The following is a 17,074-nucleotide window of genomic DNA, read 5'->3' as shown; positions in this document are numbered from 1 at the left end:
CTTCAAGCCCGAGGTCCCGGTCCGTTGCCGGTCGCCGCCCGCCTTGCCGCCTACGCCTCGGCGAACCAGTCCAGGGACTGCCCGTGCGGCCCGGTGAAGGCCACCGGCCGCTCGTCCAGGGCGAGCGTGAACAGTCCGGAGCCGGCCGGGGCCGGGCGCGGGAGGCGCCGGGCGACGGCCGCCAGTACGGAGACCGCCTCGTTGGAGATCCAGTGCCCGGGCAGCTCGCGCATGGTCGCCGCGAACTCCTCCCGCCCCTCCGGCGGCAGGTACGCGAGCACCGCGCTGTGGAACACCACCGGCGTCGCCCCCGCCGGGGCCTGCGCCACCAACTCCCGTACCGTTGCGTTGAGATCGCCGCGCACCAGCAGCGGCGGTTCGGCCCGGGCGACCCGGACGGCACCGCGCAGCCGGTCCAACCGGTGGGTCTGCTCGGGCCAGACCAGGGACTCCAGCCAGCGCACGTCCTCCTCGGCCCGTACGTCCAGCGGATTGAGGTCGATCCCGGCCCGCCACACCACCTCGGGCAACCGTTCCCGCAGGGAGCCGGGGAGCGGTACCGGCCCGCTCACCGCGCAGTCCAGCGTCACCGGGCTCGACTTGGCGCCGAACTCGACGCCGGACTCGACGCCGGAGTCGGCGACCGGGCTACCGGTCCCACGCTCGCATCCGTCCTCCCCGACCAGGTACCGGTACCGGTACCGATACCGGTCCGGGTACAGGCAGAGCCCGGCCGAGGCGCCCACCTCGATCAGGGCGAGCGGCTGCGGCAGCGCGGCCAGCAGCGGCAGCAGGGTGGCGCAGCGGCCCGCCTCGTTGGTCTGCGTCCGCCGCTCCAGCATCGTCGCCGAGACCTCGGCCCAGTGCTCCGCCGCCCAGTCGCGGAAGGCCGGCCAGCCCTCCGTCACCGGCCCGCCCAGGTGCCTGACCGCACCGAACAGCAGGTTCGGCTGCCGCTTCGCGGCCGGCAGCCGGTCCAGCAGCGCACACGACTGCTCGTCCTCGGCGACGTGTTCGGCCAGTTCCTGGTAGATCGGCGAGTTGCCGCGCGCCTCCCGCTCTGCGAACGCCCGGTAGAGCTCCCCCGTGTCGCTGCGCATCCCCCGCATGTCCTTTCGACGCCTTCTCGAGTGATCGAATCGGCCCAGCCTACGCCCGCCCGGCGCGCCTGCCGTCGCCCGCAGTGCGCCGACCAGCGCGCCGACCAGCACGCCGAGGACCGGCTGACGCCGAGCGTCCTCCCGGACAGCGGCGTGCAGTGTGCGCACCGGCTCCGGACCGTTCAACCGCTGCCCCAGCGACGCCCGGACGGCGCTGGGGCAGGCGGTCAGGCCGGCCCGGCCCGAGCCCCGGCCGCTGCTCCGGCCCCAGGTGCGGGCGCGGCCGGACGTGCCCGCACCGGCCCGGCCACCGATCGCACAGGCACCGTCAGCAGGCCGTAGGACAACAGCACCACCGGGAACCAGGACGCGCCCGCCTCCAGCCGCCGCCCGCCGCCCGCCGCCCGCCGCCCGCCGCCCGTCACCGGTGCGGTTCGGCCGAGCGGCTCAGCCGAGCAGGCCGCCCATGTGACCGTCCTCGGCGAGCAGCCGCCAGGAGCAGCCGGGCGAGGCGAACGCCTCCGGGTCGACCGCCTCCACCAGCCGGTCCACCACCGCGCTCAGCAGTGCCTGCGGGTCGAACACCGCCCAGGTGCCCCGGGCCCGGCCGTAGTCCCAGCGGTCCCACTCGGCGCGCAGCCGCTCGTACGTCCAGAGGGCGTAGAGCAGGGCGGACAGGTCGCGGTTCAGGTAGGCCTCGGGGTGGCCGTCGTCGTACCAGTCCGGCAGTTCCAGCCGGCCGGTGGCGCCGTCCAGGGCGATCGTGAGGTCGGTCGGCCAGTCCCCGAGGGCGAGGAAGTCCCGCTGGTACGGGCGTTCCTCCTCGCCGTCGAAGTACTCGGGGTACGCCTCGCCCATGCTGACCAGCGGCTCCTCGCACACTCCGAACATCGCCCCGCCCAGCGGCAGGCCGACCTCGGTCAGCAGCTGCCGGGTCGGCCCGTGCACCAGGGCGGCGGGCAGGTCCTCGGGCCGGAACCGGTGCACCCGGCCAGGGCCGCCGTCCTGGTCCGTCAGCGCCGCGAGCTCCGCCACCAGCTCCGGGGCTATCTCGTACGCGGGCCCGCCCGGACCACCCGGCAGTGCACCCCAGCCCAGCGCCCGCACCAGCAGCGCGGTGCCCCAGTGTGGGGGCGGCGCGGACCCGTCGTCGAACAGCCCGGGATCGATCTCCCGCATCCGCCGCTCGGCCCCCGCCAACACCTCGGCCGTCACGGTCGGCCCGCGCCGCCCGCCCAGTGCCTCCGGCCGCCGGGCTGCCGCGGCCACCGCATCCACCTCGCGGACCAGGCCCGCCAGCGCGGCCAGGCCGGAGGCCAGCAGGTCGCGCCGCGGGCCGCCGTTGTCCAGGAACACCTCCCCGGTCACCCCGTCCAGCAGCACCAGGCTGCCGGTGGCGGCGAACGGCGTGCAGTACTCCGTCTCCCCGAGGACGAACAGCCGCTCCGCCTCCGCCGGGAACGCCGTCAGCTCCCCGTCCCCGAGCGCCTCGAAGTCCAGGAACGCCCCGGCCGTCGGCAGCCCCTCCCGCACCAGGAACTCCCGACTTCCCGCGTGCACCACCCCACCCGGCAGCTCCGCCACCCGCTCGCACCCCACGTGCCCCACCCTCTCCCGGCCTACCCCGTGACCCACAGACCCTAGCGGCCGGGCCCGACACCGCCGAGGCGCTCCCCGAGCGGGAAGGGGCGTGGCAGCCGTCGGTCGGGGTGGTGTGGCAGCCGGGCCCGAAGCTGCGAGGCGCCTCCCCGGGTGCGAGCGCGAGGAGGGGCGCGTCCCGATCGCCCCGGGGCCCCTCGACGACCGGGCGGCCGCTGTCGTCCGGCACGTCGGTGCGGCCGCCCGGCACGGAGGCTGACGTCTGCGGCTCAGGCGAGTCCGCCGGCCTCCCGGGCCGCCTGCTCCACACGGTCGTGGTGGGCCCGCCACCAGTCGGCGTCGCCGGGGGCGGTGTTGGCGCCGTCGGAGCGCTGGCCGGTGGCGCCGTCCACGAGCTCGCGGACCAGGTCGGCGTGGCCGACGTGGCGGTGGGTCTCGGCGATCATGTGGACGAGCACCCGGTGCAGGGTCTGCTCGTGGCGGGCGCCGAACGGGATCTTGCCGACGGCGTCCAGCGGCAGGGCCTCGATGGTGGCGTCGGAGTGTGCCCAGACCCGCCGGTAGCGCCCGATGATCTCCTCGGTGCTCTCGTCCGCCCGTGCCCACATGTCGCCGTTGGGCTCGGTCTGGCCGGTGATCCACACCGGGGCGGGTTCGGGGAAGGGGCGTCCGAAGGCGTCGCCGAAGTAGAGGGCCTCGGCGCCGGTGACGTGCTTGACCAGGCCCAGCAGGTTGGTTCCGGTGGGTGTGAGCGGGCGGCGCAGGTCGTACTCGGAGAGGCCTTCGAGCTTCCAGAGCAGAGCGTCGCGGGCGTCCTGGATGTAGATCCGGAGGTCGGTCTTGTCATCTGTCACTGTCATGGGATCAGTCTGTTGGTCACAGGGTGCCTGTCCATTGATTTCCAATCCCGCCAGGACGTGACCAACCGTCAATCCATGCCATGATCGGCTCCGTTCGCCCGACAGCGGAACCCCGAGGGAGCGGCCATGACCGACGACGCCTGGACGTGGGACGAGACGCTGTTCGCCGGAACGGCCGCCCACTACACCCGCGGCAGGCTCCCGTACGCCCCCGGGCTGGCGGAGGCGCTGGCCGGAGCGCTGGGGCTCGACGGGCGGGGGCGGCTGCTCGACGTGGGGTGTGGTCCGGGCACGCTGGCGCTGGGTCTGGCGCACCTGTTCGGCGAGGTCGTCGGGGTGGACCCGGACGCCGGGATGATCGCCGAGGCGCGCCGGGCGGGCGCCGCGGAGCCCAAGGCCACCTGGGTGCGGGCCCGGGCCGAGGAACTCCCGTCGGGCCTCGGCACCTTCACGCTGGCGACCTTCGGCCAGTCCTTCCACTGGATGGACCGCGACCTGGTGGCGGCGACCGTGCGGCGCCTGCTGCGGCCCGGCGGCGCCCTGGCGCACATCTCGGACCTGAAGGGCGAACCGCGCCCCACCGAGGGGCTGCCGCACCCGCCGGTCCCGTACGCCGCGATCGGCGAACTGGTCCGGCGCTACCTCGGCCCGGTCCGCCGCGCCGGGCAGGGGCTGCTGCCGCACGGCACTCCGGGCGACGAGGCCACGGTCCTCGCCCGGGCGGGCTTCGCCGGTCCGCGGCGGATCGTCGTCCCGGGCGGGCAGCCGCTGGAGCGTACGGCCGACGACGCGGTCGCGGGCGTCTTCGCGCTCTCCTCCTCGGCCCCGCACCTCTTCGCCGAGCGCCGCCCGGCCTTCGAATCGGACCTCCGCCGCCTCCTCGCCCGGACCTCGCCGTCGGGGCTCTTCTCTGAGCGGCAGCCGAGCAGTGAGGTGTTCATCTGGCACCCCGCAGAAGGCCGTTGACGTCCCGGGGTGGGGCGGGCAGACCGCCCCGCCCGCGCTCTCGCCGGAGAAGGGGGACGGTCAGCGGACGACGTCGAAGACCTGCTTCTGGATGCCGTTCCCGTAGGCCTCGTACTCGACCAGCTTCAGCTTCTGGGAGTCCTTGTCCGTCGCGCTGAACAGGCGCTTGCCGGCGCCGAGCAGCAGTGGGAAGACGAGCAGGTGGTAGCGGTCGATCAGGCCGGCGTCCGAGAGGGCGTGGTTCAGGGTGGCGCTGCCGTGGACGATGATCGGGCCGCCCTCGGTCTCCTTCAGCGCGGCGACCTCGTCGAGCGAGCGCAGGATGGTGGTCTCTCCCCAGTTCGACACCAGGTCGTCCTCGGCGAGGGTGGTGGAGACGACGTACTTCGGCAGCGTCTTGTAGCGGGCGAACTCCGCCATGTCCGGCCACACCGGGCTGAACGCCTGGTAGCTGACCCGGCCGAACAGCATCGCGGTGGCCTCCTCCTGCTCCCGCCCCTTGATCTCGAACGCCTCGGGGAGGAACTCGATGTCCTTGAAGGTCCAGCCGGAGTTGCGGTAGCCGGGTTCGCCGCCGGGGCCCTCGACGACGCCGTCGAGCGAGATGAAGGCGGTGCTGATCAGGGTGCGCATGGGTGGCTCCTCGGTTCTCGTGCGGGTCTGTGTCTGTCGGGTCTGTCGGGTCTGCCAGGTCTGGTGGCGGGTCCGTCTGAATGGATTTGAAAGGCCTGAAGGGTCTGAAGGGTTCGAAAGGCCTGGGGGGACGCCCAAGGGCCTGAAGGCCCGAAAGGTCAGGCGAGGACCCCGGCCAGCCACTGCTGCCAGGCGGCCTCGGCCCCGTCCGGAGCCGGGCCGAAGAGGTGGTGGAACATCAGCACCAGGCCGGAGCCGTGGTGGAAGGTGTAGAGCCCGTCGGCGGTGCGGACCTCGAAGCGCTCGTCGTCCGCCCAGACCACCTCGCCGTCCAGCGGCGGCAGGCCCGCCGGTTCGCCGTGGACCCGCGTGCCCGCGGCGACCGGGAGCGGCAGCGACAGGGCGCGGGCGAGGAGGGCCCGGACCTCCGGTTCCGGTCGGCCGGCCGACGGAGCGGCGGCGAAGACGGGGACGGCGGTGCGTCCCGGGAAGTGGGTGAGGTACTCGCGGAGCGTGTGGAGGTGGAAGGGCCAGCCGCGGCGCAGCGCGTCGTACTCGTCCTGCCAGTCGTCGCCGAGCAGGCCGCTGTGGACGACGCGCAGCACGGTGGCGGCGCCGTCCCGGCCCTCGATCAGGTACTCGAAGGCCATGAACCGGCCGTCCTCGCCGGTGGCCGTACGGGTGGCCAGGCGCTTGCCGGGCTCGTAGGTGGTGACGACCGCCTCCGCGCGGTGGCCCCCGGTCTCCATGACGGCGGTGCCGCCCTCGCGCGGGTCCAGTTCGTTGCGGCCCATGAACCAGGAGTCGATCCCCGGCCCGGTGGCGATCGCCTCCCAGACCTGTTCCGGGCTCGCCGGCAGGGAGGTCTCCAGCTCGATCTCGAACGGGTGGGTCATCGTGGTTTCTCCTGGTCTGCCCGGGTGCCGGCCTGTTCCGTGCCGGGTTCGTTCCGATCCCTGCCGGCTTCGTCCTGTTCCTCGGCTTCGTCCTGCTCCGCTCCGGCTCCGGGCTGCGCGGCGGGGAGGGCGGGGATCTGGTGGAGTCCGACGACCACCCGGTGGCTGCGGCCCCCGGGGGCGGACTCGTCGTGGTAGCGGCTGACGAGGGTGGCCACGGACTGGGCCAGCTCCTCGGCGAAGGCGGCCCGGTCGGCCGCGGAGGCGAACCGCACCTGTGCGTCGATGCCGAAGGTGGCGACCCGCCGGCGGGCCCGGGAGGCACCGGTCAGCAGGGCCCCGACCTCCTGCACCAGCCGGGAGCCGAGCGCCAGCAGCCAGCGGGCGGAGAGCTGGTCGGGGGAGCGGGCGGGGTCCGGGCTCACGCCGGCGAGGGCACTGGGGGAGATCACGTAGGAGGCCGCGGTGGCGCGGTACACCCGTTCGGTGACGTTGCCCTTGCGGCGTTCCTCGGCGAGTTCGACGAGGCCGTGCCGCTCCAGCTCCTTCAGGTGGTAGTTGACCTTCTGCCGGGGCAGCCCCAGCCGGGCGGCCAGCATGGCGGCCGAGCCGGGCTCGGTCAGGGCGGCGAGGAGGCGAGACCGCATCGGGTCCAGCGAGGCCTCGGCCGCGGCGGGTTCTTCGATCACGGCGACTTCCAGCACCGTTCCAGCATCCAACCGACAAAAAATTTTGTCAAGGAAAAAATGCCTGTCGGTAACCCGGTCGGGCGAACGCCGTCGCCCGTTCGGCGTCGGACCTCCCGAGAACGTGTGCGCCGCCTGCGCCGCCCGGCCTGCGCGGTGGCGGGGTGCACGGAGAGCGACGGGTGGGGTGACCAGGTCGGACTTGAATCTTTGCGAACGAATGTTCGATCCTGGGTCTGTGCCCATTTTCGAATCTGTTTTCGAATCCACCGCCGAGCAGCTCGCACGCCCCGTGCTCCGCCCGGTGGCGTCCCCGGCTGCCGTGCCGGGGGAGCGGGGGGAACGAGTGGGGCGGGCGGCGGAGTCCAGGGGACTGCTGCCGGTGCCGTCCGCGCTGCGGGAGGTGCTGCCCGACGCCGGGCTGCGCCGGGGGACGGCGGTGTCGGTGGCGGGTGGGGACACCGGGCTGCTGCTGGCACTCGCCGCCGGGGTGAAGGAGACCGAGGGCGGCTGGGCCGCGGCGGTCGGACTGCCGGACCTGGGGCTGGCCGCCGCCGAGGGGTACGGGCTGGACCTGCGACGGCTGCTGGTCGCGGACGACCCGGGGCCGCACTGGGCCGAGGTGGTGTCGGTGCTGGCCGGCGCGGTCGAGCTGATCATGCTGCGCCCGGACGGTCCGGTGCCGTCGAAGCTGGCCGCCCGGCTGGCGGCGGTGCTGCGGCGCAGCGGCTGCGTGCTGCTGGTCGCCGGACCGTGGCCGGGCGCGGCACTGCGGCTGGGTGTGCGCTCCGGGCGCTGGTTCGGGCTGGGCGACGGCCACGGGCAGCTCGTCGGCCGGCAGGTGGAGGTGGTGGCCGAGGGCCGCGGCTCGGCGGTGCGCGGTCGGACGGCCCGGCTCTGGCTGCCGGACGAGCACGGCGCGGTGCGCCCGCTCCAGGAGCAGCCGCAGCCGGTGGCGGAACCGGTGGCCGAGCCGATGGCGCTCCGCGTGGCGGCGGTGGTCTGAGATGGCGGACGACAGGACCCCCCGGGTGCTGGTGGTCTGGTGCCCGGACTGGCCGGTGGCGGCCGTCACCGGCGACGACCCGGTCGCGGTGACCGAGGGCGGGCGGATCCTCGCCTGCTCGGCGGGAGCCCGGGCGGCCGGGGTGCGGCAGGGGCAACGGCTCAAGCTGGCCCAGCGGCTCTGCCCGGAGCTGGAGCTGCGCGACCGCGACCCGGAGACGGAGGTCCGCCGCTTCGAACCGGTGGTCGCGGCGGTGGAGGGGTTCACGCCCCGGGTGGAGGTGATCCGCCCGGGCCTGTGCGCGATTCCGGTGAAGGGCCCGGGCCGCTACTTCGGCGGTGAGGAGGCGCTGGCCGGCAAGGTCGCCAGGGCGGTGGCGGACGCCCTCGGACAGCCGCTCGTCCCGGACGCCGTCCCGGGCGCGGTGGTTGTCGAAGAACGGCGGGCAGCCGTTCCACCGGCCCAGGGCGCAGCCGTTCCACCGGCCCAGGACACAGCCGCCCCGCAGGCCGAGGGCACAGCCGCCCCGCAGGCCCAGGTCGGCGTCGCCGACGGCCTGTTCGCCGCCGTGCTCGCCGCCCGGGCCGGGGTGCTGGTCCCGGCCGGCCGGACGGCGGAGTTCCTCGCCCCGTACCCGGTGGGTGCGCTGGGCGACGAGGCGCTGGCCGAACTGCTCGGACGGCTCGGCCTGCCCACCGTCGGGGCCTTCGCCGCGCTGCCGGCCGAGTCGGTCGCGGACCGCTTCGGCCCGTCCGGGACGGTCGCGCACCGGCTGGCCCGCGGCCTGCAGCCGCGCCCGCTGGTGCCGCGCGACGAAGAGCCGGACCTCGCCGTCGAGCAGCGCTTCGACCCGCCGGAGCCACTGGCCGAGCCGTTGGTGTTCGTCGCCCGCACGCTGGCCGAGCAGTTGCACCAGCGGCTGGCCGGGGCCGGGCTGACCTGCCGCCGGGTGGCCGTCGAGGTGGCCTGTGCGGACGGCCGGACGGCCTCCCGGCTGTGGCGGCACGAGGGCCGGCTGTCCGCGACGGCGCTGGCCGAGCGGGTCCGCTGGCAGCTCCAGGCCTGGCAGGGCGCGGGCACCTTCGCGAGCAGCGACCCGGGCGGCCGGGAAGGCTTCACCCTGCTGCGGCTGGCCCCCGACGGCCTCTCCCCGGACCAGGGCCGCCAGCTCGCACTGTGGGGCCAGGCCGTCGCGGACGACCGGGTGGAGCGCGCGGTCGCCCGGGTGCAGGCGGTGCTCGGGCACGCCGGGCTGCGCCGGATCGAGCCGGCCGGCGGGCGCGGCCCGGGCGAGCAGGTGGTCAAGGTGCCGTGGGGCGAGCCGTACGAGGCGGCGGTGCCGGCCGACGCGCCCTGGCCGGGGCGGCTGCCGGAGGTGTGGCCCGCCGTGGTGCTGCGGGAGCCGGCGCCGGTACGGGTGCTGGACGGGGCCGGGCGGCCGGTCACGGTGGACGGCCGGGCGGGGGTGTCGGCCCGGCTGGCCCTGGTCGTGGTCCGGGGCCGGGAGGAGCGGGTGGACGGCTGGACCGGGCCCTGGCCTGCGGTCGAGTACTGGTGGGACCAGTCGCTGGCCCGGCGCCGGGCGCGGTTCCAGGTCGTGGTGGGCGGCGGCCGGGCGCTGCTGCTCACCGTGGAGGGAGGTGCCTGGTACCTGGAGGCCGGCTACGACTAGCGGTCCCGGGACCCGGAAGGAGGGGGCAGAAGGAGGGGGGAGCAGGACGAGCACGAGAACGACGAAGGCAACCCCCGATGGGCTTCACCAGCCACCCCACCCTCCCCTGGAGCGAGCTGCACCGCCGGCTGACCGGCGCGGCGCCGGACCGTACGGTGGTCCCGCTGCGCCGCCCCGCCCCGGAGCAGCCCCCGGCCCCGGCAGCGGAGCCCGAGTCCGAGTCCGAGTGCGGGTCCGGGAAGGCCGAACCCTGGGCCGAACTGCACGTCCACTCCGCCTTCAGCTTCCTGGACGGCGCCAGCGCCCCGGAGGACCTGGTCGCCGAGGCGGTCCGGCTGGGCGTGGAGACCCTCGCGATCACCGACCACGACGGCCTGTACGGCGCCGTCCGGCTCGCCGAGGCGGCCCGGGGCACGGGCCTGGCCACCGTGTTCGGCGCCGAGCTGACCCTCCGCCACGAATCGGGCGACCCCGAGCACCTGCTGCTCCTCGCCCGCGACCCGGCCGGCTACCGGCGCCTCTCCGCCGCGATCGCCGCCGCCCAGCTGGCCGGCGGCGCCAAGGGCAACCCGGTGTACGACCTCGCGACGCTCGCCGGGGCGCACGACGGCCACTGGGCGGTGCTCACCGGCTGCCGGCTCGGCCGGGTCCCGGCAGGCCTCGGAGACGGCAGCGCCGAGCACCGACTCCGCACCCTCACCGAGGCGTTCGGCCGCGAGAACGTCCACGTCGAGCTGATCGACCAGTGGCTGCCCGGCGACGACCGGCGCAACGACGCCCTCGCCGCGCTCGCCGCCCGCTTCGAACTCCCCGTCGTCGCCTCCACCAACGCCCACCACGCCGGCCCCGCCCAGGGCCGCCTCGCGCAGAGCCTCGCCGCGCTGCACGAGCGCCGCACCCTCCAGGACGCGGCCGGCTGGACCCGGGTGGCCGGCACCGCGCACCTGCGCTCGGGCCGCGAGATGGCGGCCCGGCTGGCCCGTTTCCCCGGGGTGCAGCGGGCCACCGCCGAGCTCGGCCGGGCCTGCGCCTTCGACTTCGCCGGGCTGGACCCGGAGCTGCCCGGCTTCCCCGTCCCCGCGGGCGAGACCGAGATCGGCCACCTGCGCGCCCTGGTCGCGGCCGGCGGCCCGGCCCGCTTCGGCTCCGGCAACGCCGCCGCCCGCCGCCAGCTCGCCAAGGAGCTGGACGTGATCGAGGACCTCGCCCTGGCCGGCTACTTCCTGATCGTGCACGACATCGTGGACTTCTGCCGGAGCCGGGACATCTGGTGCCAGGGCCGCGGCTCAGCCGCCAACTCGGCGGTCTGCTACGCCCTCGGGATCACCGCCGTCGACCCGGTCCACTACGAGCTGCTGTTCGAACGCTTCCTCTCCACCGCCCGGGACGGGCCGCCCGACATCGACCTGGACATCGAGAACCGCCGCCGCGAGGAGGTCATCCAGTACGTCTACGGCCGCTACGGGCGCGAGCACGCCGCCCAGGTCGCCAATGTGATCACCTACCGGCCCCGGCTGGCGATCCGCGACGCCGCCCGGGTGCTCGGCTACCCGCAGGGGCAGGTGGACGCGTTCAGCCGGCAGACCGACTTCCGTTCCGCCCCCGGCGCGGACGCCGTCATCCCCGCCGACGTGCTCCAGCTCGCCGCCCAGCTCCACGGCCTGCCCCGCCACCTGGGCATCCACTCGGGCGGCATGGTGCTCACCCGGGAACCGATCGGCGAGATCTGCCCCACCGAGTGGGCCCGGATGCCCGGGCGCTCCGTGCTCCAGTGGGACAAGGAGTCCACCGCCGGTGCCGGCCTGGTGAAGATCGACCTGCTCGGTCTCGGCATGCTCGCCGCCCTGCACGATGCCTGCGACCTGGTCGCGGAGCACCACGGCCTGCGCTACGACCTGGCCACCATCCCGGACGACGACCCGGACGTGTACGCGATGCTGCGCCGGGCCGACACCGTCGGCGTGTTCCAGGTCGAGTCCCGGGCGCAGATGGCGACCCTGCCCCGGCTCAAGCCGGACCACTTCTACGACCTGGTGGTCGAGGTCGCGCTGATCCGCCCCGGCCCGATCCAGGGCGGCTCCGTCCACCCGTACCTGCGCCGCCGCGCCGGGGCGGAGCCGGCCGGCTGCCCGCACCCGCTGATGGAGAACGCGCTCGGCAAGACCCTGGGGGTGCCGCTGTTCCAGGAGCAGATGATGCAACTCGCCATCGACTGTGCCGGGTTCACCCCCGCGGAGGCCGACCGGCTGCGGCAGGCGATGGGTGCCAAGCGCTCGCACGAGCGGGTCGCCCGGCTGCGTGAGCGGCTGCTGGGCGGGATGGCCGAGCGCGGCATCCCGCCCGAGGTGGCCGAGGACGTCTACGGCAAGATCGAGGCCTTCTCCAACTACGGCTTCCCGGAGAGCCACGCGATCAGCTTCGCCTACCTGGTGTACGCCAGCGCCTGGCTGAAGCACCACTTCCCGGCGGCCTTCACCTGCGCCCTGCTGGCCAACCAGCCGATGGGCTTCTACTCGCCGCTCAGCCTGGTCGCGGACGTCCGGCGGCACGGCGTGCGGGTGCGCGGGGTGGACGTCAACGCCAGCGGGGCGCGGCCCACCCTGGAGCCGTACCGGGGGCCGACCCCGAAACCGCCGCTGACCGCCGGACGCCCGCAGCCGGCGATCCGGCTCGGTCTGGAGACGGTGCGCGGCATCGGCACCCCGCAGGCCGAGGCGATCGTGGCCGGGCAGCCGTACGCCGACCTGGAGGACTTCGCCCGCCGCACCGGCCTGCCCGGGCCCGTCCTGGAGGCGCTGGCGACGGCGGGCGCCTTCGACTGCTTCGGGATGACCAGGCGTCAGGCGCTGTGGGCCGCAGGGGCGTTCGCCGGGATATCGGCCGAGCTGATCCCCGGTACCACCCCCGGCACCGAGGCGCCGGAACTGCCCGGCATGAGCCCGGTCGAGGAGACCATCGCCGACCTGTGGGCCACCGGCACCTCCGCCACCAGTCACCCGCTCCAGCACCTGCGCACCCAGCTGGAGCGCGGCGGCGCCCTCTGTGCTGCCCAGCTCGCGGACGTCCCGCCGGGCGCGGCGGTGGTGGTCGGCGGCCTGGTCACCCACCGGCAGCGGCCGCCGACGGCCGGCGGGGTGCTCTTCCTCAGCCTGGAGGACGAGACCGGGCTGATCAACGTGATCTGCAACCGCCCGGTCTGGGAGTCGCAGCGCCGCACCGCCCTGGACCGGGCCGGGCTGCTGGTCCACGGCCACATCGAGCGCGACCGGGGCGCCACCAACCTGATCGCCACCCGGCTCACCCCGCTCCGGATCGGCCTCTGAGCGGGGCCCGCCGGGACGTTCTGCACGCGGAACGCCGGGTCGGCGTCGTGCTGCTGCGCCCGGGCGTCTCACCGGAGCGAGCGGCCCGGCCGTACTGTCAAAAAGATTTGACGATGCATCAGTTCGGGTAGCCGATCTCCGCGAGGTCCTCGGAGAGTTCCTTGAGGTCGGTGTCCGGATTGAGCGCCGCCACCACGGCCGGGGTGAGTGGGCGCAGTGCCAGGACGTGCTCGATCGCGGCGAGGTCCAGCTCGTGCTCCGGCTCGAAGTATTCCTCGGCCCACACACGGTAGGCCTCGGCCGAGCCGTCCAGCAGCAGTTCGAAGAGTCCCTCCGCGCCTCGCTCGGCGGCCGCACCGCGCCAGGCGCCGTCCCCCGGCGCGCGCCAGAAGCAGACCGTCACGATCGGCCCGTCCTCGTCCTGGAAGGCGGGCTCCTCGGCGAAGCGGCGGAACTCCTCGGGCACGGCCGTGAGCAGTTCCGGACTGTTCTCGGCCTCGTGGCCGAAGCCGCGCCCGTACGCGCCGACGGGGGAGAACACCACGAACCAGTCGGCCCCCTCGCCGTCGCGCATCGAGGCCATCTCCTCGCCCTCGTCCCAGGAGGCGTCGAAGGAGTGGTACCGCGACTCCCAGTCGTCCGGGCTGAGGATCGCGTCGAGGGCGGCCAGCGCGCGGCAGCGGTCGCGCAGGTCGGGGATGGCGGGCAGGCGGCTGAGCAGGTCGTTCATGCCCGCCATTCAACCCCGGGGGTCCGACAGTGCCGCGCCCGGGGCCGATGGCGTGCCCTACGCCCCGGGCTGCCGCCCCTTGCCCGGCGCCCCGGCGAAGACCTGGGCGATCGGCAGCCAGGCGGTGGCGACCGGCCCGGTGGCGGTGAGGGCGAGGTCGTCCCGGTGGCGGCGCTGGGTCACCAGCAGGCAGAAGTCCAGGGCCGGGCCGGCCACGACATCCTCCGCCCCGGCCGGGCCGATGGACCAGGTCCCGCCGTCGGGCGCGGTCAGTTCGAGCCGGACCGGGCGCTCGGGCGCGGGCAGTCCGTGCAGGCCGAAGGCGAAGCCGAGGGTGCGCAGCCCCAGGTGGGCGATGTGCCGCAGCCGGTCGGTGGGCTTGCGGGTGACGCCGAGCGCGTCCGCGACGTCCTGGCCGTGCGCCCAGGTCTCCATCAGCCGGGCGGTCGCCATCGAGACGGGCTTCATCGGCGGGCCGAACCAGGGCAGCCGGACGTCGGCCGGGGCGGCGGAGAGCGCGGCCGACACCTCCGCCCGCCCGGCCCGCCAGCGGGCGAGCAGCGCCGCGGGCTCGGCGGCCGCGCCCGCGCGGGCACCCTCCTCGACCGGGCCCGCGCCGACCGCCGACGGCTCGGTGAAGCGCCCGCCGAGCGACGCGCCGAAGCCCTCCGGGTCGCGTGCGGCCAGCACCGTCCAGTCGTCGGTCCAGGCCAGGTGGGCGATCTGGTGTGCCACCGTCCAGCCCTCGGCGGGCGTCGGGCGGGCCCAGCCCTCGGGCGGCAGCCCGGCGACCAGGTCGTCCAGCACCGCGCTCTCGGCCCGCAGGTCGGCCAGCAGCCCGCCCAGGACGTCACCCGGGGCGTTCGGGTCGGTCATCGCTTCCCCTTCCGGTCAAGGCAGTTGCCGGCGGGCGGTTGCTACCCGCCGGTAGCGCACGGCCGCACCTTACGTCCGGCCGCCCGCCGGTGTCCGCGACTCCACGGAACACGCATGTCAGGACTCTCGTCACCGGCTCCACCGCGTGTGACAATTCCGCGATGACCAGGGCTGCGGACCCCCACCTTGCGCAACCCGTCGACGGCGCTGCGCAACCCGACGACCCCGAACTCGCCGTGCGCGCCGCCGAGCTGGTGCGGGACGCCGTGCTCGGCGACCTCGCCCGCCGGGTGGTGGCCGAGTGCGGCGCCGACGTCGGCCTGGTCGGCGTGCCCGAGCCGCTGCCCGGGAGCCGCCCCGGCAGCGAGGGCATGGTGCTGCGCCACTGGGCCGGCACCCGGGCCGACCTGCTGCACGACGTACCCGTCCCGGCCGGCCTCGGCCTCGGCGGCCGGGCACTCGCCGAGCGCGCGCCCACCTGGGTGCCCGACTACCGTGCGGCGACGACCATTTCGCACCACTACGACGCGGCCGTGGCCGCCGAGGACCTGTACGCGATGCTCACCGTCCCGCTGATGGACGGCGGTACCGTGCACGGCGTGGTCTACGCCTCGCTGCGCGCCGTCGTCCCGTTCGGGGACGTACGGATCTCCGCGGTCGGCACGCTGGCGAAGGCGGCGGCCCGGGCGCTCGCCGGGGCCGCCGCCTGGAGCCGCGAACGGCCCCGGCGGGCCGCCCCCGCACCGCCGTTGACCCCGCGCGAGCACGAGGTGCTGCGGTGGGCGGCGACCGGCCGGACCAACCCGGAGATCGCCGCCCGACTGGGCCTGACCTGCAACACGGTGACGGGCTACCTCAAGTCCGCGATGCACAAGCTCGGTGTCCGCAACCGGACCGAACTCGCCCTCGCGGCAAGGGAGTCGGGGCTGGTCAGTTGACCTGGCGATCCCGCCCGGTCCAGTACGGCTCGCGCAGCCGGAACTTCTGCAGCTTCCCGGTGGCGGTGCGCGGCAGGGCGTCCCGGAACTCCACCGTGGTGGGCGACTTGTAGCCGGCCAGCCGCTGCTTGCAGTGCGCGATCAACTCGGCCTCGGTGACCGCCCCGTGGCCCTCCCGGAGAACCACCAGCGCCTTCACCGTCTCGCCCCACTTCTCGTGCGGCACCCCGATCACCGCCGTCTCGGCCACCGCCGGGTGGTCGTACAGGCAGTCCTCCACCTCGATCGAGGAGACGTTCTCCCCGCCGCTGATGATGACGTCCTTCTTGCGGTCGGAGATGGTCAGCTGGCCGTCCGTGAGGGTGCCGCCGTCGCCGGTGTGGAACCAGCCGTCCCGCAGCGCCTCGGCGCTCGCCTCGGGCTGCTGCCAGTAGCCGTCCAGCACGGTGTTGGAGCGCACCAGCACCTCGCCCTGGGCGTCGACCCGCAGCTGGGTGCCGAGCGCCGGGGCGCCCGCCTGCACCAGCTTCTCGGCCCGCTCGGCAGCCGGCAGCACGTCCCACTCGGCCCGCGAGCGGTTGACCGTGACCACCGGGGAGGTCTCGGTCAGGCCGTAGAGCTGCATGAACTCCCAGCCCAGCTGCTCCTCGACCTGCTGCACCACCGAGGTCGGCGGCGGGGCGCCGGCCACGATCATCCGCACCCGGTCCCGGCCGGGCACCGGGCCGTCCCAGTCGGCGGCCGCGTCCAGCACCATCTGGACCACGGCGGGAGCGCCGGACAGGAAGGTCACCCCGTGCCGCTCGACCCGGCGCAGGATCTCCGCGCCGTCCACCTTGCGCAGCACGATGTGCCGGGCGCCCAGGCCGGTCAGCGAGAACGGCAGGCCCCAGCCGTTGGCGTGGAACATCGGCAGGGTGTGCAGGTAGACGTCCCGGTCGCTCGCGCCGTAGTGCAGGCCCATCAGGGTCGCGTTCAGCCAGACGTTGCGGTGGGTGAGCTGAACGCCCTTGGGGCGGGCGGTGGTTCCGCTGGTGTAGTTGATGGTGGCGGTGTCGTTCTCGTCCACCGCGTACCGCCGCGGGGTGCCGTCGGAGTCGTACAGTACGGCGTCGCTGTCCGCGCCGAGCACGAACTTGTGCTTGGCCACCACCCCGCTCAGGGCGTCGGCGACCTCGGGATCGACCAGCAGCACGGAGGCGCCGCTCTGCTCGACGATGTACGACACCTCCTCGGCCTTCAGCCGGAAGTTCACCGGCACCAGCACCCGGCCGTACCCGCTCACCCCGAAGAACGAGGTCAGCAGCCGGGCCGAGTTGTGGGAGACGACCGCGACCCGCTCGCCCGGCCCGACGCCGAGCCGGTCCAGCCCGGCGGCCTGGGCCCGGGCCAGCTCGGCGACCCTGTGGTAGCTCAGCTCGCCCCAGGATTCGGCCGGCTGCACCGGCTCGTCGACGATGCCGACCCGGTCGCCGTAGACCAGCTCGGCCCGGTCGAGGAAGTCCATCACGGAGAGTGGAATCTGCATGGGGCCCACTGTCCTCTCCGGTCCGACCCCTGCACACCCCCGATCGGGGGTGTCACCCGTCCGTGTGCACCCCGTCCCCGGCCGCCGCCAATGCCGCCACCAGCCGGTCCCGGGCCTCGGGCGGAGTGTCGGAGGCGACTGCCGGGACGTCGGGCAGGAGCCCGCCCCTCCGCTTGCTGAGCCCGGCGCGAACAACCGGTCCGCAGTGCCGGAAGTGCCGCTGCCGCCTGCTAGGAAGGTCGCAACGCACGGTTCACTCAC

At 74.9% G+C, this 17,074-nt stretch carries 14 protein-coding genes; 5 read left to right on the top strand and 9 right to left on the bottom strand.

What is annotated here, in order from left to right:
• Positions 1 to 50 precede the first annotated feature (50 nt).
• From AB0O11_RS18785 to AB0O11_RS18775, 3 genes are all read right to left on the bottom strand, one after another.
• Complete coding sequence (locus AB0O11_RS18785) at positions 51 to 1,100, bottom strand: DUF2332 domain-containing protein (RefSeq protein ID WP_363387824.1); 1,050 nt, start codon at positions 1,098 to 1,100, stop codon at positions 51 to 53.
• Between the two features lie 447 nt (positions 1,101 to 1,547).
• Positions 1,548 to 2,684: an SUKH-4 family immunity protein gene (locus tag AB0O11_RS18780; protein ID WP_363387821.1), complete on the bottom strand. Its 1,137-nt coding sequence runs from the start codon at positions 2,682 to 2,684 to the stop codon at positions 1,548 to 1,550.
• Positions 2,685 to 2,968: 284 nt separating this feature from the next.
• Positions 2,969 to 3,559 carry a DinB family protein gene (locus tag AB0O11_RS18775; RefSeq protein WP_363387818.1) on the bottom strand — a complete coding sequence of 197 codons (591 nt, stop codon included), beginning with the start codon at positions 3,557 to 3,559 and terminating at the stop codon, positions 2,969 to 2,971.
• A gap of 126 nt (positions 3,560 to 3,685) precedes the next feature.
• Between AB0O11_RS18775 and AB0O11_RS18770 the strand changes: the two genes are divergently transcribed.
• Positions 3,686 to 4,525, top strand: a complete 840-nt coding sequence (locus AB0O11_RS18770) for a class I SAM-dependent methyltransferase (RefSeq protein ID WP_363387815.1) — start codon at positions 3,686 to 3,688, stop codon at positions 4,523 to 4,525.
• 60 nt (positions 4,526 to 4,585) lie between these two features.
• On the opposite strand, the gene AB0O11_RS18765 is transcribed toward AB0O11_RS18770, so the two are convergent.
• The 3 genes from AB0O11_RS18765 to AB0O11_RS18755 all read right to left on the bottom strand — a co-directional run bounded on the left by AB0O11_RS18765 (position 4,586) and on the right by AB0O11_RS18755 (position 6,758).
• Complete coding sequence (locus AB0O11_RS18765) at positions 4,586 to 5,158, bottom strand: dihydrofolate reductase family protein (RefSeq protein ID WP_363387813.1); 573 nt, start codon at positions 5,156 to 5,158, stop codon at positions 4,586 to 4,588.
• A gap of 158 nt (positions 5,159 to 5,316) precedes the next feature.
• On the bottom strand, positions 5,317 to 6,054 hold the full coding sequence (locus tag AB0O11_RS18760) for an SRPBCC domain-containing protein (RefSeq protein WP_363387810.1): 738 nt from the start codon (positions 6,052 to 6,054) through the stop codon (positions 5,317 to 5,319).
• Positions 6,051 to 6,758, bottom strand: coding sequence for a helix-turn-helix domain-containing protein (locus AB0O11_RS18755; RefSeq protein WP_363387807.1), 708 nt, complete (start codon positions 6,756 to 6,758; stop codon positions 6,051 to 6,053). Before AB0O11_RS18755 ends, AB0O11_RS18760 begins: the two co-directional genes overlap by 4 nt.
• A gap of 220 nt (positions 6,759 to 6,978) precedes the next feature.
• Between AB0O11_RS18755 and AB0O11_RS18750 the strand changes: the two genes are divergently transcribed.
• The 3 genes from AB0O11_RS18750 (at position 6,979) to AB0O11_RS18740 (ending at position 12,741) form a co-directional block, all read left to right on the top strand.
• Positions 6,979 to 7,746, top strand: coding sequence for a hypothetical protein (locus AB0O11_RS18750; RefSeq protein WP_363387804.1), 768 nt, complete (start codon positions 6,979 to 6,981; stop codon positions 7,744 to 7,746).
• Position 7,747: 1 nt separating this feature from the next.
• Positions 7,748 to 9,418 carry a DNA polymerase Y family protein gene (locus tag AB0O11_RS18745; RefSeq protein WP_363387801.1) on the top strand — a complete coding sequence of 557 codons (1,671 nt, stop codon included), beginning with the start codon at positions 7,748 to 7,750 and terminating at the stop codon, positions 9,416 to 9,418.
• Positions 9,419 to 9,495: 77 nt separating this feature from the next.
• Positions 9,496 to 12,741: an error-prone DNA polymerase gene (locus AB0O11_RS18740; protein ID WP_363387798.1), complete on the top strand. Its 3,246-nt coding sequence runs from the start codon at positions 9,496 to 9,498 to the stop codon at positions 12,739 to 12,741.
• A gap of 118 nt (positions 12,742 to 12,859) precedes the next feature.
• Here the strand turns inward: AB0O11_RS18740 and AB0O11_RS18735 are convergent, their stop codons facing one another.
• Together AB0O11_RS18735 and AB0O11_RS18730 are read right to left on the bottom strand one after the other, a co-directional pair.
• Positions 12,860 to 13,471, bottom strand: a complete 612-nt coding sequence (locus tag AB0O11_RS18735) for a hypothetical protein (protein ID WP_363387796.1) — start codon at positions 13,469 to 13,471, stop codon at positions 12,860 to 12,862.
• Positions 13,472 to 13,528: 57 nt separating this feature from the next.
• A complete protein-coding gene (locus AB0O11_RS18730; protein WP_363387793.1) occupies positions 13,529 to 14,347 on the bottom strand; it encodes a TIGR03084 family metal-binding protein in 819 nt (272 codons plus the stop codon).
• A gap of 161 nt (positions 14,348 to 14,508) precedes the next feature.
• Here AB0O11_RS18730 and AB0O11_RS18725 point away from each other — a divergent pair, with 161 nt between their 5' ends.
• Positions 14,509 to 15,285, top strand: coding sequence for a LuxR C-terminal-related transcriptional regulator (locus AB0O11_RS18725; protein WP_363387790.1), 777 nt, complete (start codon positions 14,509 to 14,511; stop codon positions 15,283 to 15,285).
• Here AB0O11_RS18725 and AB0O11_RS18720 read toward each other — a convergent pair.
• Entirely contained in the window at positions 15,278 to 16,813 is a 1,536-nt protein-coding gene (locus AB0O11_RS18720; protein ID WP_363387787.1) for an AMP-binding protein, read from the bottom strand. The two genes, AB0O11_RS18725 and AB0O11_RS18720, sit on opposite strands and share 8 nt — an antisense overlap.
• Positions 16,814 to 17,074 lie beyond the last annotated feature (261 nt).

Origin of the sequence: Kitasatospora sp. NPDC093102 (assembly GCF_040683915.1) — a bacterium.
Classification (GTDB): domain Bacteria; phylum Actinomycetota; class Actinomycetes; order Streptomycetales; family Streptomycetaceae; genus Kitasatospora.
This window is presented reverse-complemented; position numbering and strand designations above follow the sequence as displayed.

What these genes read in the sequence shown, in the direction of transcription:
- AB0O11_RS18745 (WP_363387801.1), top strand. Translation starts at nt 7,748, where the DNA reads ATGGCGGACGACAGGACCCCCCGGGTGCTGGTGGTCTGGTGCCCGGAC.
- AB0O11_RS18765 (WP_363387813.1), bottom strand. Translation starts at nt 5,158, where the DNA reads ATGCGCACCCTGATCAGCACCGCCTTCATCTCGCTCGACGGCGTCGTC.
- AB0O11_RS18785 (WP_363387824.1), bottom strand. Translation starts at nt 1,100, where the DNA reads ATGCGCAGCGACACGGGGGAGCTCTACCGGGCGTTCGCAGAGCGGGAG.
- AB0O11_RS18770 (WP_363387815.1), top strand. Translation starts at nt 3,686, where the DNA reads ATGACCGACGACGCCTGGACGTGGGACGAGACGCTGTTCGCCGGAACG.
- AB0O11_RS18735 (WP_363387796.1), bottom strand. Translation starts at nt 13,471, where the DNA reads ATGAACGACCTGCTCAGCCGCCTGCCCGCCATCCCCGACCTGCGCGAC.
- AB0O11_RS18725 (WP_363387790.1), top strand. Translation starts at nt 14,509, where the DNA reads ATGACCAGGGCTGCGGACCCCCACCTTGCGCAACCCGTCGACGGCGCT.
- AB0O11_RS18775 (WP_363387818.1), bottom strand. Translation starts at nt 3,559, where the DNA reads ATGACAGTGACAGATGACAAGACCGACCTCCGGATCTACATCCAGGAC.
- AB0O11_RS18760 (WP_363387810.1), bottom strand. Translation starts at nt 6,054, where the DNA reads ATGACCCACCCGTTCGAGATCGAGCTGGAGACCTCCCTGCCGGCGAGC.
- AB0O11_RS18730 (WP_363387793.1), bottom strand. Translation starts at nt 14,347, where the DNA reads ATGACCGACCCGAACGCCCCGGGTGACGTCCTGGGCGGGCTGCTGGCC.
- AB0O11_RS18720 (WP_363387787.1), bottom strand. Translation starts at nt 16,813, where the DNA reads ATGCAGATTCCACTCTCCGTGATGGACTTCCTCGACCGGGCCGAGCTG.
- AB0O11_RS18740 (WP_363387798.1), top strand. Translation starts at nt 9,496, where the DNA reads ATGGGCTTCACCAGCCACCCCACCCTCCCCTGGAGCGAGCTGCACCGC.